The sequence below is a fragment of the Streptomyces sp. NPDC088706 genome, assembly GCF_044752765.1.
Classification (GTDB): Bacteria; Actinomycetota; Actinomycetes; order Streptomycetales; family Streptomycetaceae; genus Streptomyces.
The window spans coordinates 1-15,478 of record NZ_JBIVLW010000024.1 but is presented as its reverse complement, the minus strand read 5'-3'; the positions used below and the strand labels follow the sequence as shown (position 1 = coordinate 15,478).

14 protein-coding genes are annotated in these 15,478 nt (G+C 71.2%); 2 read left to right on the top strand and 12 right to left on the bottom strand.

Features of this window, described 5'->3' with window-relative positions; all coding sequences use genetic code 11:
- Positions 1-49 precede the first annotated feature (49 nt).
- Positions 50-1,099 carry an iron-siderophore ABC transporter substrate-binding protein gene (locus tag ACIQAK_RS31165; protein WP_366392346.1) on the bottom strand — a complete coding sequence of 350 codons (1,050 nt, stop codon included), beginning with the start codon at positions 1,097-1,099 and terminating at the stop codon, positions 50-52.
- A gap of 525 nt (positions 1,100-1,624) precedes the next feature.
- Here ACIQAK_RS31165 and ACIQAK_RS31160 point away from each other — a divergent pair.
- A complete protein-coding gene (locus ACIQAK_RS31160; protein WP_366392345.1) occupies positions 1,625-2,470 on the top strand; it encodes a helix-turn-helix domain-containing protein in 846 nt (281 codons plus the stop codon).
- A 20-nt stretch (positions 2,471-2,490) separates the two neighbouring features.
- Here the strand turns inward: ACIQAK_RS31160 and ACIQAK_RS31155 are convergent, their stop codons facing one another.
- From ACIQAK_RS31155 to ACIQAK_RS31110, 10 genes are all read right to left on the bottom strand, one after another.
- Positions 2,491-3,195, bottom strand: coding sequence for a GntR family transcriptional regulator (locus ACIQAK_RS31155; protein ID WP_366392344.1), 705 nt, complete (start codon positions 3,193-3,195; stop codon positions 2,491-2,493).
- Positions 3,196-3,315: 120 nt separating this feature from the next.
- Positions 3,316-4,317 carry a proline racemase family protein gene (locus ACIQAK_RS31150; protein WP_366392343.1) on the bottom strand — a complete coding sequence of 334 codons (1,002 nt, stop codon included), beginning with the start codon at positions 4,315-4,317 and terminating at the stop codon, positions 3,316-3,318.
- A gap of 103 nt (positions 4,318-4,420) precedes the next feature.
- On the bottom strand, positions 4,421-5,329 hold the full coding sequence (locus ACIQAK_RS31145) for a dihydrodipicolinate synthase family protein (RefSeq protein ID WP_366392342.1): 909 nt from the start codon (positions 5,327-5,329) through the stop codon (positions 4,421-4,423).
- Positions 5,330-5,498: 169 nt separating this feature from the next.
- The gene (locus tag ACIQAK_RS31140) at positions 5,499-7,241 is read right to left on the bottom strand and encodes an NAD(P)/FAD-dependent oxidoreductase (RefSeq protein ID WP_366392341.1); all 1,743 of its coding nucleotides are present in this window, start codon (positions 7,239-7,241) and stop codon (positions 5,499-5,501) included.
- Entirely contained in the window at positions 7,222-7,575 is a 354-nt protein-coding gene (locus ACIQAK_RS31135) for a (2Fe-2S)-binding protein (protein WP_366392340.1), read from the bottom strand. Before ACIQAK_RS31135 ends, ACIQAK_RS31140 begins: the two co-directional genes overlap by 20 nt.
- A gap of 58 nt (positions 7,576-7,633) precedes the next feature.
- Positions 7,634-8,815 carry an FAD-dependent oxidoreductase gene (locus tag ACIQAK_RS31130; protein ID WP_366392339.1) on the bottom strand — a complete coding sequence of 394 codons (1,182 nt, stop codon included), beginning with the start codon at positions 8,813-8,815 and terminating at the stop codon, positions 7,634-7,636.
- Positions 8,816-8,910: 95 nt separating this feature from the next.
- Complete coding sequence (locus tag ACIQAK_RS31125; protein ID WP_366392398.1) at positions 8,911-11,226, bottom strand: M9 family metallopeptidase; 2,316 nt, start codon at positions 11,224-11,226, stop codon at positions 8,911-8,913.
- Between the two features lie 313 nt (positions 11,227-11,539).
- A complete protein-coding gene (locus ACIQAK_RS31120; RefSeq protein ID WP_366392338.1) occupies positions 11,540-11,629 on the bottom strand; it encodes a DUF397 domain-containing protein in 90 nt (29 codons plus the stop codon).
- A gap of 31 nt (positions 11,630-11,660) precedes the next feature.
- Positions 11,661-12,536, bottom strand: a complete 876-nt coding sequence (locus ACIQAK_RS31115) for a LuxR C-terminal-related transcriptional regulator (RefSeq protein ID WP_366392337.1) — start codon at positions 12,534-12,536, stop codon at positions 11,661-11,663.
- A gap of 612 nt (positions 12,537-13,148) precedes the next feature.
- Entirely contained in the window at positions 13,149-14,492 is a 1,344-nt protein-coding gene (locus ACIQAK_RS31110; protein ID WP_366392336.1) for a PLP-dependent aminotransferase family protein, read from the bottom strand.
- Positions 14,493-14,711: 219 nt separating this feature from the next.
- Here ACIQAK_RS31110 and ACIQAK_RS31105 point away from each other — a divergent pair, with 219 nt between their 5' ends.
- Positions 14,712-15,359, top strand: coding sequence for a LysE family translocator (locus ACIQAK_RS31105; protein ID WP_366392335.1), 648 nt, complete (start codon positions 14,712-14,714; stop codon positions 15,357-15,359).
- Here the strand turns inward: ACIQAK_RS31105 and ACIQAK_RS31100 are convergent.
- Positions 15,281-15,478, bottom strand: a 198-nt coding sequence (locus tag ACIQAK_RS31100; RefSeq protein ID WP_366392334.1) for a hypothetical protein, incomplete at its 5' end; no start/stop codon positions are given. The genes ACIQAK_RS31105 and ACIQAK_RS31100 overlap by 79 nt on opposite strands.

The following is a 15,478-nucleotide window of genomic DNA, read 5'->3' as shown; positions in this document are numbered from 1 at the left end:
GGAGTGAAGTGTGCTTGGTGGCCCTGGTCCCTCGGATACCCGGCCGGGGTTACTCGCCGGCCTTCTTCACGGCCTCGTCGATGATCGGCAGGTAGCGCTCGATCGTCCACGGCACGGTCAGCGGGTTGATGATCGAGGAGGCGGTGACGAAGGAGTTGTCGTCGCTCGCGACGACGGCGCCCTTCTTGATCGCGGGGATCGCGCCGTACAGCTTCTGGCCTTCGATCTCCTTGCGGTTCTTCGCGTCCGTGTAGAACGTGAAGACCAGGTCGCTGTCCTTCAGCTTCTCGGCGTTCTCCAGGCCGATGAGGGCCGAGTCGGTGCCCGGGGTCTCCTTGAAGCCGTTGACGACCGGGTCGACCTTCAGGCCGAGCGAGGAGACCATCTTGACGCGCTGCTCCTCGGGCTTGAAGACGCCGAGGGTGCCGGGGCCGGAGTTGTAGATGTAGGAGAAGGTGACGTCCTTGTAGTTCGGCCGGGTGGCCGCGGCGTCGGCGAGCTGCTTCTCGATCTTCGTCTTGAGGCCGTCGGTGTCCTTGCTCCGGCCCAGCGCCTTGCCGATGATGTCGATCTGCTGGTCCCAGTCGGTGCTCCACGCCTGGTCCGGGTAGGCGACCGTGGGCGCGATGTCCTTGAGGACGTCGTACTGCTTCTGCGTGATGCCCGACCAGGGGGCGAGGATGACGTCCGGCTCCAGCTCGGTGATGGCCTCGAAGTCGATCTCCTCGCCGCCCGCGAACTGCTTGGGCAGTTTGTCGCCGGACTTCTTCACGGCTTCGTTGATCCACGGGAGGTAGCCGGACTTATCGCTGCCCCACGGGTAGCTCTCGATGCCGACCGGGGTCTGGCCGAGGGCTATCGCGGTCTCGGCGGAACCCTGGCCGAGGGTGACGATGCGTTCGGGCTTCTCGTCGATCTTCGCGGTGCCGAGCGAGCTCTTGATCGAGACGGGGAAGGCGCCGCCGCTCTTCCCCGCGTCCTTCGCCGAGTCCTTGCCGCTGTCACCGTCCGAGGAGCAGCCGGCCAGGACGACGGCGAGGGCGACGGCGGTGGCCGAAGCGGCAAGGGTGTGACGACGCACGCGGGTGAAGCCGAGCATGGGTGTTCCTCATGGTTGACGAGCGAGAGAGTTAGGTAACCCTAACTTACACGCGCACAATGCTTCGACGAGGCACTCCCCGCGGCGCTGCCCTGCCCACCTCGGGTGCCGTCAAGTCGGGTGCCGTCAAGGAGGCGAACTCCCGGAGCTGTACGGCGGCGGGGGCGTCGGCGGCCCGCGGCACCGCCTTGCCCGGAACGGCCGTCGGCGGCCCGCGGCACCGCCGTGCCCGGAACGGCCGGACCGTCGCCGCGGTCACCGTCACGGCCGGCGACCTCACCCTGCTCTGGGGCGGCCCCCGCTCCTCGCCCGGGAGATCACCGGGGTCACCGCGACCGATCTGGAGGACCCGGGGCGGCTCCTCCAGCGGGGCGAGATCGTGCTCAGCGGCCTGGTGTGATGGAGCGCGGCGGACGGGGAAGCGACGGCGGACCGGTTCGTCGCGGCCCTGCGCCGTGCCGGCGCGGCCGCGCTGCTGGCCGGCGAGGAGACGCGCGGGACGGTGCCGGAGGTGCTGGTCGGCGCGTGCCGCCGCGGATGGTGCACGAGACAGCGGAGGTGTTCGCCCAGTACCGGCAGCGGGTGCTGGGCCGCGAGGCCGCGGTGCGCGGACCCGCCACGGAGCTGCTGGCCCTCATCGACGCGCCGGGTTCCGGTTTCGCCCCGCTCCCGGCAGCACTGCGCGCCTGCGGTCTCCCGGACCAGGGCCCGTACACGGTGGTCACGGTCTCCCTAGGCGCGGAGGAGGGTGGGGCGGAGAGGGGCGCCGGGGCGCTGGAGGAGGTGCTGCGCCATCTGACGGGCCACCGGTTCGCGGCGACCCGTCCGGCGAGGGGCGGGGCGGCGGCGGTGATCGCCGCGGATTCCGCTTCCCCTGAAGCCGTGGCCTCCGCCCTCAAGGACCTCTGGCCCGCGCTGCACGCCTGCGACGAGGCCGCCCTCCCGTACGGCGGCGTCAGCGCCCTGGCCGCCGGCCCGCAGGAGCTCAACGGCGCTCTGGTGCAAGCCCGTTACGCGCTGACGGCGGCGGGGAGGACGGGCGGCACGGAGGGGGCCGCGAAGCTCGTGGCGATCGAGGACCTCACCACCCTGGGCGCTCTCCTCGCGGGCGTACCCGATGATGTGCGGACGGCCTTCGGCCGGCACGCGCTGGGACCGCTCGCCGACGACACGCCCCCCCACCGAATGCTCCTGGAGACCCTCGACACCTTCCTGGCGCACAACGGCTCCTGGGCGCGGACGGCCGAGGCCATGCGTCTGCACGTCAACACCGTGCACTACCGCATCGGGCGCGTGGAGCTGCTCACCGGCCGCGACCTGGGCCGCCTCGAGCACAAGCTGGGCCTCAAGACGGCGCTGCTCTGCCGCTGACGTCGGCGGGACCCGGGGGGTCAGCGTCCCCGGAGGGTGAGCGCGCTGCGCCGCTCCGGCTGCGGGCGGCTGGCCCAGAGGGTCCGTACGTGCTCCAGGTGGTGGCGCATCAACGCCTCCGCCGCCGCACCGTCCTGCGCGATCATCAGGTCGAGCAGCCGGACGTGCTCCTCGGCGGAGTCGACGAGCACGCCGGCCTCGTCGAGCTCGGTGAGACCGTACAGCCGGGACCGTTTGCGAAGGTCGCCGACGACCGAGACGAGATGGCGGTTGCCGCCGAGGGCGAGCAGGTCGAGGTGGAAGCGGCGGTCGGCGTCGAGATAGCCGATGAGGTCGTGCCCGCGAGCCGCCGCCACGATGGCCTCGGCGCCCGGGCGGAGGGCTTCGAGCTGCTCCCGGGTGGCGGTCCGTACCACCTTGCCGACGGTGGGCACCTCGATGAGCGTACGGATCTCCGTGTACTCGTCCAGGTCCTGTTCGGTCATCTCCGTCACCCGGAAGCCCTTGTTCCGTACGGCCTCCACCAGACCCTCACGGGCGAGGTCGAGCATCGCCTCGCGCACCGGCGTGGGCGAGACGCCGAACTCGGCGGCCAGGGCGGGGGCGGAGTAGACGCCACCGGGCTTGATCTCTCCCGCGATGAGCGCGGCGCGCAGGGCGTGGGCCACCTGGTCGCGCAGGTTCTCGGTGGGGGATACGAGTTTGCGCGACTGCAAGGTGACCACGGCGTCCTCCGGACTTCGGGCTTCTTCGGTACGGAACTCCGGCCCCACGAGAGGACACCGGTGCAATGTCACGTTACCCGAAGGGAGTTCACCTCCGGAGGGGGCCGGCTCCGACGGCTGTCACAGCAGAAAGCCGTCCGGGAAGGGGTCGCTGGGGTCGTGGTGGAACTGCGAGGTCCCGGTGATCCAGGCGCGCCCGGTGATGGTCGGGACGACCGCCGGCTCCCCCGCCACCCGGCACTCCTCGACGAGCCGGCCGGTGAACGACGTACCGAGGAAGGACTCGTTCACGAAGTCGCGGTGCAGGGGCAGTTCGCCCCGGGTGTGGAGTTGGGCCATCCGCGCCGAGGTACCGGTGCCGCAGGGCGAGCGGTCGAACCAGCCCGGGTGGATGGCCATGGCGTGACGGGAGTGCGCGGCGGTCGAGCCGGGGGCCAGGAGCTGGACGTGGTGGCACCCGGTGATCGACGTGTCCTCAGGGTGGACGGGCGGTTCCGTGGCGTTGACGGCGGCCATCAGGTCCAGCCCGGCCCGCAGGATGTCGTCCTTGCGCGCGCGGTCGAAGGGCAGGCCGAGGCGGTCCAGAGGGAGGATCGCGTAGAAGTTGCCGCCGTAGGCGAGGTCGTAGGTGACCGTGCCGTACCCGGGGATCTCGACCCGGCGGTCGAGGGCGACGGTGTAGGAGGGCACGTTGCGCAGGGTCACGGCGGTGGCCGCGCCGTCCTCCACCCGCACGTCGGCGACGACCAGCCCGGCGGGGGTGTCCAGCCGGACCGTGGTCACGGGTTCGGTGACGGTCACCATGCCGGTCTCCACGAGCACGGTGGCGACGCCGATGGTGCCGTGGCCGCACATCGGCAGCAGCCCGGACACCTCGATGAACAGCACACCCCAGTCGGCGTCGGGCCTGGTGGGCGGCTGGAGGATCGCCCCGCTCATCGCGGCGTGGCCGCGCGGTTCGTACATCAGCCAGGTGCGGAGGTGGTCGAGGTGCTCCTGGAAGTAGGCGCGCCTCTCCCCCATGGTGGCTCCGGGTACGGTCCCGATGCCGCCGGTGACGACGCGGGTCGGCATGCCCTCGGTGTGGGAGTCCACGGTGTGGATGGTGCGGCGGCTGCGCACGATGCTGCTCCTTTCGTGGGGCGTCTGCGCCTTGGCGGACACTTCTGTCTCAGAAGTTCCAGTTGTTCTGTCTGCCTCAGTTGTCTCAGCCGTCTCAGTCGTCTCAGTCGAGGCCGTCGGCGAGCAGCTTCTCGGTCAACGCCCGTACGGTCACTTCGTCCTGCGGGGCGAGCGGGGTGCGTGGAGGCCGACAGGGGCCGCCGCTTCCCTCGGCCACCACGTCCTGGGCCACCTTGATGGCCTGGACGAACTCGGTCCTGGAGTCCCAGCGCAGCAGCGGGTGCAGACGCCGGTACAGGGGTACGGCGGTGTCCAGGTCACCGGCGACCGCCGCGCGGTAGAGGGCGGTACAGGAGCCGGGGAGCGCGTTGGGGAATCCGGCGATCCAGCCGACGGCCCCCGCCACGGCCAGCTCCAGCAGCACGTCGTCGGCCCCGATCAGCAGGTCGAGTCCGGGGGCGCGCTCGGCGATCTCCCAGGCCCGGCGCACATCGCCGGTGAACTCCTTCACGGCGACGATGTCCCCCGCCTCGTGCAGCTGCGCCAGCAGGCCGGGGGTGAGGTCGACCCGGGTGTCGTAGGGGTTGTTGTACGCCACCACGGGCAGCCCGGCGCGGGCGACCTCGGCGTAGTGGGCGCGTACGGCAGCCTCGTCGGCCCGGTAGACGTTGGGCGGCAGCAGCAGTACGGAGCCGGCGCCGGCCTGCGCGGCCTCCTCGACCCAGCGGCGGGCCTCCGTACTGCCGTAGGCGGAGACGCCCGGCATCACCCGGGCCCCGTCGCCCGCCGCTTCGACGGCGGTCTCGACCACCCGGCGGCGCTCCTCGTCGGTGAGGGTCTGGTACTCGCCGAGTGACCCGTTGGGTACGACGCCGTCGCATCCCGCGTCGATGAGCGAGCGGACGTGGTCGGCGAAGGCGTCGTGATCGACGGAGAGGTCCGCGCGGAACGGCAGGGTGGTGGCGACCATGACGCCGTGCCAGGGGCGGGGGCGGGAGAGGGTGCGGGGCATGGGCGAGCTCCTTGGGCCGGGACCGGGCGGGTGACGGTGGGCGGTGTTGGGGGGTGGGTTTTGGGGGGCGATGTTCGGGGGGCGGTGTTGAGGGACGGTTTTGGAGGGCGATGTTCGGGGGGTGGTGTTGAGGGACGGTCTTTTTGGGGGCGATGTTCGGGGGCGGGGGTCAGGCGGCTGGAGGGCCAGGGGTGGTGGCAGGGTCCAGGTCGTCGGGACCGGCGGCCGGGGCGGACTGCGCGAGGTCCTTGAGCGACACCGGGCAGGAGAGGGGGCGGCGGGCGGGGACGAGAGGGGCGGAGCCGTCGCCACCAGCCGCGAGGCAGGCGACGGCCGTCTCGCACATCCGGCCCTGGCACCACCCCATCCCGGCCCGGGTGAGCAGCTTGGCGCTCCGCATGTCGTGGGCGCCCAACTCGTGTGCCTGCCAGAGGACATGAGCGGTTACCTCCTCACAGCGGCAGACGTCGGTGTCCTGGGTGAGCCACTGCGGCCAGTGGACGCCGGGGCGGTGGACCGCCGCCATGAGGTCGGCGAAGCGGCGTTGCCGGGCGGTGGTCCCGCGCAGCCGGGCGGTGGTCCCGCGCAGCCGGGCGGTGGTCCCGCGCAGCCGGGCGGTGGTCCCGCGCAGCCGGGCGGTGCGTCCGCCTGCCTGGAGGCGGTCCGCCACGCTCAGGGCTGCCGACCGGCCCTCCAGGAGGGCGAGTCCGACCCCTCCGATGCCGGTCGACTCACCTGCCGCCCACAGCCCCGGCACATCGGTGCGCTGCTGGTCGTCGACCGCGACGGCGGGCGTCCCGTCCGGTGCGGTGCGCAGCGCGCAGCCGAGTGCGACGGCGAGTTCGAGCTGGGGGACGAGGCCGTGGCCGACGGCGAGCGCGTCGCAGGCGACGCGTACCTCGGTCCCGGCCACCGGCCGCCAGTCCCGGTCGAGGGTGGCGAGGGTGACCGCCTCGACCCGGTCCCTGCCGTGCGCCCGGACCACCGCGCTACGGGTGCGCGGCCGGATCCGGTACCGCAGGAGATCCGCCGCGAGCCGGGCCCCCTCCACCGCCTTGGCCGGGTTGCGGGCGAGCACGCCGAGGCGGTCGGCATAGCCGATGTACGAAGCTGCCTCAACCAGCACCGGGATGTCGGCGCCCGCCTCCGCGAGGGAGACGGCGACCGCTAGCAGGAGCGGTCCGCTGCCGGCCACGACGATGCGCCGACCGGGCAGGGCGCGGGAGTCCTTGAGGATCGCCTGGGCCCCACCGGCGGCGACCACACCGGGCAGGGTCCACCCGGGGAAGGGCAGCTGGCGTTCGTAGGCACCGGTCGCCAGGAGGAGACAACGGGCCCTTGTGACCCGTACGCCGCCGGCCGGTGCGCCAGCGGCCGGTGTGCCGCCGGCGGTCGCGGCGGCGATCGGTGTTCCGTCGACCGGTGTCCCGTCGACCGATACGTCGTCGACCGGTGCGCCGCTGACCGGTCCGCCGTCGACCGGTCCGCCGTCGACCGGTCCGCCGTCGACCGGGACGTGACGGAGCGTCCAGAGCCTATGGTCGGCCGGACCGTCCTCTTCGACCATCCAGACGTGGCGTCGCGGAAGGTGGGTGATCCTGCCTCCTCGCGCGTGTGCCGCCAGGCGGGCGGACCACGCGGCGAAGGCGCCCCGCTGGTGGTGGACGGGCCTGCTCCGCGGGGCGAGCCCCGGGGCCGCCTGGCGGAAGTACTGGCCGCCCGGGCGTTCCGACGCGTCGATCAGCACGACGCGCAGGCCGCTGTCGGCCGCGGTGACGGCGGCGGCCAGGCCCGCGGGTCCGGCGCCGATGACCGCGAGGCCGTAACCGCCGTGTGCCGGGGCCGCCCCGGCCGTACGGCCGGACGCCGGCCGTACGCTCCCCCGAACGTTGTCAGATACCCAGCTCGTCACGCCCGTGTCCCTCCTGCGAGGTGACCACATCGCCCTCCGACACCCGTACAAGACAGGCGCGTTGACTGGGCGTGCCATTGATGACGACCAGGCAGTCGAAGCAGACGCCCATCCCGCAGAACGCCCCTCGCGGTCGTCCGCCGACGCGTGTGGTGCGCCAGGCGAGGATGCCGTGGTCCCAGAGGGCACCCGCGATGCTCTGACCCCGGCGGGCGGCGAGGGTGCGGCCGTCGAAAGCAAAGCGGACGGGTCCGGTTCCGACTTCGACCTCGCCCTCGGCCTCGGCTTCGACCTCGGTCTCGGCTTCGGCGAGTGGTTCGGCTCGGTGTCGCATGGGCGCTCTTCCCCTTCTCGTACAGGAACCGGGTGTGGGAACGCACGGCGCCGACACGTCAGTTGCCACGCCGTGGCTGGGCCGCGGCGGGTTCGACCAGTCGGCCCGGGTCGAAGGGTCCGACGTCAACCGCCGCCCTCTCACCGGTCAGTTGCTGGGTGATGGTCAGCCCGGTAGCGGGGGCGAGGCCGATGCCGGCGCCCTCGTGGCCGCAGGCGTGGAAGAGTCCGGACACGTACGGGTCGGGGCCGATGGCCGGCAGATGGTCGGGCAGGTACGGGCGGAAGCCGCAGTAGATCCGCAAGACGCGCACCTGTGCCAGCACCGGGAAGAGCCCGGTCGCGGCGCCGGCCAGCCGCTGGACGGCCTCCGCCGAGATACGGCGGTCGAACCCGACCCGTTCCCGGCTCGCGCCGATGAGGACGGGCCCGGCGGGGGTGCCTTCGACGACGGGTGAGGTCTGCAACTCGGCTTCCCCGCTCGCCACATCGGCGACGTACCCCGCCGCGTACACCTTGTGCCGGATCAGCGAGGGCAGGGGTTCGGTGACGAGGACGAAGCCCCGTCGCGGCTGGACGGGGAGATGCGAGCCCGCCAGCTCGGCGATGCGGCCCGCCCAGGTGCCCGCCGCGTTCACGACCGCGCCGGTCAGCAGCCGGCGGCGTGCGGTGCGCACCCCGCTCACCCGGCCGTCCGGCGTGGTCGTGACGGCCGTGACCTCCTCCCCCAGGATGAGCCGTGCGCCCGCGCGCCCGGCACTCTCCAGCAGACGGGCGGCGGCGCGGGCCGGTTGCACCTGGGCGTCCTCGGGGTAGTGGAACCCGCCGGCGAGGCCGGGCGCGAGGTGGGGCTCCCGGGCGCGGAGGCCGCGGGTGTCCACCTCCTCCACGGCGACCCCGCACCGCGCCTGCGCGGTGGCGAACTCCCGTAACCGGCGTAACTGTTCATCGTCCTCGGCGACGACGAGTCCCCCCTTGAGCTCGAACTCGATGTCGTGGGGCAGCGCGTGCGCAAGCTCGCCCCACAGGCTGAGCGACATCCGGGCCAACTCCAGCTCAGGGCCCGGCTCTTTGTCCGAGACGAGGAGGTTGCCCTCACCCGAGCCGCTCGTGCCGCCGGCGACCGGCCCGCGGTCGACCACGGCCACGGACAGACCGGCCTGAGCTGCGTAGTAGGCGCACGCGGCACCGACGACTCCGGCGCCGATCACGACGAGATCCACGAACTCTCCCTTGAGCACGGCAGTAACATGTCACATGACGCAGAGCCTGCCAAGACCCGCTCCCGCCGGGCCGGGAGCGGGTCGCCGTCGTCAGGAGCGGCGGGCCCCCGGCATCAGTACTCCGCGGAGACCACGAGTCCCGATACCGCCTGTTCAGCGGCGATGGAGATGTAGTTCCAGCCCGGAGTGGGGTTGTCCACGGTCACCGTCTCGGCGTTGCCGGGCCTGGCGGACCGGTGGGTGAAGTCGGTCTTCGACGGCCAGGAACCGGCCCGGTGGTACAGGTCGGCGTTGCCCGTTCCGCCGTGGGTGCTGATGCGCAACTTCGGTGTTCCTGCCGGGACATACAGAGTGAGGTAGGCGTAGTCGCCGACCCGGGCCGAGACGCCGGAGCGTGCACAGTCGCGGTCGAGCCGGGTCGTCTCGGGGAGGGTGCACTCGGGCAGGTCCGGCGGGTCGGTCTGGTCGGGCGGGTCCGTGACCGCACCGCAGTCTCCTGCGGCGCAGGCGGTGAGCCAGGCGTTCCAGCCGGCGTCGTAGCGGGTGCCGATGGTGGACTTCAGGTGGGTGCGGGCCGCGTTCCAGTTCCCGGCGCGGTAATGGCCGAGGACGGTGTCGAGGTCGGCGCGGTGGGACTGGAGCAGATAGCGGACCGCGAGATAGCCCCATCGGTAGATCCGGGTGCTGTCGGCGTTGTCGTAGGTGGTGTCGAACAACGTGCTCAGCGGGTATGTGCGCTTGCCCGCCTCGGCGATGGCCGCGTCGTAGGTCAGTTGGCGGTACGCGTAGGAGACGTACTCCGCGAATCCCTCGACCCACCAGACGGTCGGGGTGGTCATCCCGTCGGCGAAGTCACCGGCCATGGTGAAGCGGCCGTCGAGGTAGTGGGTGTACTCGTGGTTGAGGTTCCAGATCTGGAAGTCCGGTCGCAGCCACTCGGCCTCGTACGCGATGAAGCGCGGCTGGTTGTCCGCGGCGGACGGGTCGCCCTCCAGGTACATGCCGCCGTTGTTCGTGTCGATGCCGAACATGGCTTCCGCGTATGTCCCGTAGTCATCGCTGGAGTTGTAGACGACGACCTCCAGGCGGGTGTTGCGGTCGCCGGCCACCGGTCCGCTGTCGCGGGCGACGTCGTGGAAGAAGGCGTCCTGTCCCGCCAGGCTGGTGCAGGTGGAAGCGAGTTGGGCGGCGGTCATCTCCTGGGCACGGATGCGCAGGCCGGCGCCGCAGTCGTGCCGGACGGGCAAGGCGGCCTCGTCCAGCCGTTCGGCGAGGTCGCACGTCCCGAAGTAGGAGCAGTTGGCGGCGTCGTAGTAGTTGGCCGACTCGGCCAGGCCCACCCACAGGGCTGCCGTCGCCCCGGTGATGGAGGTCCGGCCGAGAAGCCCTTTGACCTGCGGGCGGACCGTGGGGCGCAGCGCGTCGTACGGCAGGAAGCGGGCCAGTTCACGGCCCGCGTTGGTGACGAGGAACGCGTGGTCGGTACCGAGCAGGGCGAGGTTGCGGGAGGCGAAGGAGTGGACCGTGTCGGCGGTGGACCGGTCCGCCGTCACCGCGGCGACGAACACCGGAAGCTGGTGCCCCCGGAAGAGCACGGTGAACGTGCTGTTCACGGCGGCCCGCATGTGCCAGAACGCGTTGTGCGACGGGTCGTAGCCGGAGAGCAGGCGCTTGACGACAGACAGATAGCGGGCGTTCTCCTGGGAGCTGTCGATGAGCGTGACCGCTTCGGAGAGCGTCTCGCCGTTGGCATCGGTGACATCACGGGAGCGTGGGGAGGCGAAGAAGGCGTCGAGCCCGGACCGAATCGCGGTGGTGAGCGCCGGTCCGTACGCGCCGACGGCCGCTTCGTTGTACCACTGCACGTAGTACCCGGCCCGCAGGTACAGCACCAACTGGGTCACACCGGTGGACCCGTTGCCGGGGTAGGTGGCCGAGGCGTCGCGCAGCGCGTACGCCACCGTCACCATCTGCGCCTCACGGAACGCCAGGCGCGCGTTCTCGCCGGTGAGGCCGAACAGGGTGTTGACGCACGCGGTGGTGGACGCCTTGATCTGCTGGACGAGGCCGCTGCCGGTACGCGAGGTGAAGTCCGCCGGATCACAGGCGGCGACAGCGGCGGCCGGTCCTTCGGCGGGCTCGTCGTAGTCCCGCTTGAGCGCCGCGTCGGACGCCGGGGCCGGGCCGCGCTCGTCGACGGGTAGCGCCGAGGCGCGTACGTGGTCGGGCTCGGGCGCGCCGTCCGGCAGGAGGGACGCGGCGGGCGGGGCCTCCGCGCCGCCGCTGTCCGCCGGGGTCGTGGCGGCGGCCGGGGGTCGCGGGGCGGACGCGTACGACGGGGCGGACGCGTACGACGGGGCGGCGAACGAGGCCGTACCCAGGCACAGGCAGAGCGCCGACGCGGCTAAGGCCGCGGCACGTCTGCGCATCGATGCTGGTCTCACCAGCTGCCTCCTCTTAAGGCTCACCCGATGCGGGTGTGGGGGATGAGGTGGGGTGGGGATGGCGGAGCCGCACCCAGCGGTTCCCTGCGATCGCCACGGACACGATCGCCACGGACAGCTATCGGCATGGACAGCGATCGGCATGGGGAGATTGGCATGGACACGCTGAGTACTGTACGACAGTACAATTTCACACAGCACTGGCTTTGAGAAGGTGCCGTACGCGAACTTCCGCCGAGGACATGGCGATGACCCCCGCTGAACGTGTCAGCGAGGGCCATCTCGTAGCGGCGTCCGATCAGGCGCTCAGGTCGCCGCCCTTCACGGCGGTGACGAACGACGACCAGCCGTCCGCGGCGAACGTGAGCGCGGACCCGGTCGGCCCCATTCCGCCCGATCCGCACCGTGCTGGGCGCATCTCAGCCGCAGGACTCACGCGTGGACTGTCCGCGCTGGCGGGCCGGGGAGCCGGGGGTCTCGCCCGGAGGGGCGCTTCCCTGGTCGAGCAGCCGTCGCTGGGAGAGGAGGTAGCCCAGCTCGGCCCGGCTGCGGCTGCCGAGCGCTTCGGAGACCTTGCGGATGTGGGTGGAGACGGTGCGAGCGCTCATGCCCAGCCGGGACGCGATCGATTCGTCCGTGTGGCCGGTCACGACCATGCGGAGCACGGTCCGGCGGACGGAGCTGGTGAGCAGGTCGGGGCGGTGCCGTTCGATGCTGATGGCGACGGGCTCCGCACGCTCCCACGCATGATCGAACATCTTGGCGAGGAACTCGATCACCCCCGGGTCCCGGAGGGCCAGCGCGGTGGTCCTGCGCTCGGCGGTCCCCGGGATGAAGGCGATCGTGTGGTCGCAGATGATGACGCGCTCGAAGACCTCGTCCACGGTACGGACCTGGCCGCCTTCGGCGAGGACCTGTTCGATGTAGGCGAGGGTGGGCGCGTGCGACCGCACGCTGTGCTGGTAGAGGGTGCGCTGCCGTACGCCCTTGCGCAGGAGCGCGAGATCGCGGGGCAATGCCTCGGCGAGCAGCGCGGACGGCCGGCCGCCGCCGGGTTGCGCGGTCAGCAGCTCGTCCGTGCAGGACCCGACGGCCTTCCGCAGCGCCTCCCCGATCACCTCCTCCCCGCTCAGCGACTCGATGGGCAGCTCGGCCCGGCGCTGGACCTCTCGGTAGACGGCCTCCGCCGCGAGAAAGGATGAATGCAGGACTTCCAGGGTTTTCCGGCGCTCTTCGATGTCACGCTCGATATGACGCGCGAGCAGCGATTCGGCGATTCCGGGGGGAACAGGCACGTACCTGTCCCGCCCGCCGGGCAGCGGCCTCAGCAGCCCGGACCTGAGGAGACATCCGGGCACATCACCGGATACCGCCCCCGCCTCCAATGCCTCTCGGTAGCGCCGCAGCCCCTCTTCGCACAGGCGCACCTCGGTAAGTGGCGTTATGTCAGGTTCTGGCGCCATCTGCTCATCCTTCGTGTTGCCGCAATGCGTGGTCAGGACGACAGGCAGGCTCGCATCGACGCCGGAATATGCGAAAGGATGGCCATGACGCAAATAATGCGCCCGAACAAAAGAGGGAGCGTCATCCCACCCGAGCTGATTCACAGGAACTCGCCCGGAAAATTTCACAAACGGGAAACGCTCGCAGTGAAACATGGAAACAATCACATCGATAAGGTGATGGTATGTATAGGACCGCCAACGCTGCGCACACTTGCTTTTCACGGCCCACCCGCCACGCACGCCGGACACGAAAAGACTCGGCCTGGGGGTGATGCACAAAACCCACAAAGGGCGATATTCCCTATCCGGCCTTTTTCTCCGCGAAGTTCATAGAGAAACGTCTCACATGCTGAGACATGCGACGCCGCGGGCACGCTCGGCGCGGGGATTCGGGACGCCGCCTCAGTCCTGTGCGAGATCGGCCGGGGTGGACCTGGCGAGGTCGCCCAGGGTGGCCAGGGCCCGGGAGAGGGTCCCCGCGGACGGCGAGGCGAGACCGAGGCGGATCGCGTGCGGACCGCGGTGGCGGCCGGCGGAGAACGCGGCGGCCGGGGTCACCGCGATCCCGTGCCGTGCCGCGGCGGCGACGAAGGTATCGGCGCGCCACGGACGAGGCAGCTCCCACCAGCGGTAGTACGAACCCGGGGCGCTGCGGGTCACGAAGTCCCCGAGGTGGCGCTCCGCGATCTCCTGCCGCTCAACGGCCTGTCGCTGCTTGGCCCGTACGAGGTGTTCCACGGCTCCGTCCGTCTGCCACTGCGCCATCGCCTCCAGAGGGAAACCCATGGGCGTCCATCCTCCCGAGCGCAGTGCGGCCGCCACCCCGGCCGACACGGCGGCGGGGGCGACAGCGAAGCCGAGGGACAGCCCCGGGGACAGTCGCTTGGACAGGCTGTCGACGAGAACCGTCCGCTCGGGCGCACGCGAGGCGAGCGGCGGCAGATCGTCCCGGAGGAAGGCCCAGACGGCGTCCTCGATCGCATGGATCCCGCACGTCAGCAGCGTTTCGGCCAGGCGGTCCAGCCGGTCCGCGGGCATGGTCAGCGACAGCGGGTTGTGCAGGACGGGCTGTACGTAGACGGCGTGCAGCGGCCCGGCCCGGTGCGCCTCCTCCACCGCTTCCGGAATGACCCCGGCCTCGTCCATCGCCAGCGGCACGAGGGTGACGCCGAGGCGGGTGGCGATCGCCTTGAGCACCGGGTACGTCAGCTCCTCGACGCCCAGCCGGGCGCCCGGGCGGGTCACCGCGGCGACGACCGCCGAGATCGCCTGGCGACCGCTCCCGGCGAACAGGACGCGCGCCGGATCGGGGCGCCAGCCGCCCCGTGCGAGCAGGTGGGCCGCCGCGTCGCGCGCGGCGGGCGTACCGGCCGCGCCGACCGGTCGCAGGACCTGCTCCAGGCGCTCGGGGAGCAGCAGCCTGCCGAGTCCGGCGGCGAGCAGCTCGGCCTGCTCGGGCACCACCGGGTAGTTCAGCTCCAGGTCGACCCGGCTGTCGGCGGGCTCGGACAGGGCGGGTGCGGCGGCCGCCGCACCGGGAGCGTCGCGGACGAAGGTGCCCCGGCCCACATGGCCGACGGTGAAACCCCGGCGCGCGAGCTCTTGATAGACGCGGGTGGCCGTGGAATTGGCGATGCCGTACTGCCGGGCGAATTCCCTTTGGGCGGGGAGCCGTTCACCCGCCTTGAGCCGGCCCACCCGGATCTCCTCCGCCACCGTATCGGCGACACTCCGGTAGTCCTTCACGGACCTCACCTCCCGTACTCACCACGCATCGACTTGCTCCTCGACAGCGAAGCACAGCATTGCACCGAGTTCAATATTTCGTATTGAACCGAGGAAAGATTTGACCTTACACTCGAATTGCTCCGATGCCTGGCCGCGCAGAAGACCGGAAATGCACGGAGCGCGCGGGCAACGGAACTGACCACGGAACAGACAACGGAGCAGAGGCGGCGCACAGCAATGGTTGAGCTGACCGGAGTACTGGGGGTGGCGATGGTGGCCCTGGGGATGGTGCTCACCCCCGGCCCGAACATGATCTACCTCGTCTCCCGGAGCATCACCCAGGGTCGCCGCGCCGGAGTCGTCTCCCTCGGCGGCGTGGCGGTGGGGTTCCTGGTCTACCTGCTGGCGACGAACCTCGGCCTCTCGGTGGTCTTCATCGCGGTGCCCGAGCTGTACATCGCGGTGAAACTGGCCGGCGCGGCGTACCTGGCCTACCTCGCCTGGACCGCACTGAAGCCCGGGGGCGTCTCGGTCTTCGCTCCCCAGGACATGCCGCACGACTCCCCGCGCAAGCTGTTCACGATGGGGCTGATGACGAACCTCCTCAACCCGAAGATCGCCATCATGTACCTCTCGCTCATCCCGCAGTTCATCAACCTGGATTCGGGACATGTGCTCTTCCAGGGCTTCGTGCTCGGCTCCGTCCAGATCGCGGTGGCCCTCACGATCAACCTGAGCATCGTCCTGGCCGCCGGATCCATCGCGGTCTTCCTCGCCCGCCGCCCCGCCTGGCTGAAGGTCCAGCGCTACATGATGGGGACGGCGCTCGCCCTCCTGGCCGTCTCGGTCACCCTGGACACCTCGATGCCCGCCCGTTCGAGCTGATCCCGCAGGGTCATCGCGGTGAGGTGCTCGGCGTGTTCCTGGAGGGAGCGGACGCCGACGTCGCCGCTGTTGAGGGCGTCGATGCCCTGGACGGCTGCGGCGAGTGCCTGGACGGTGGT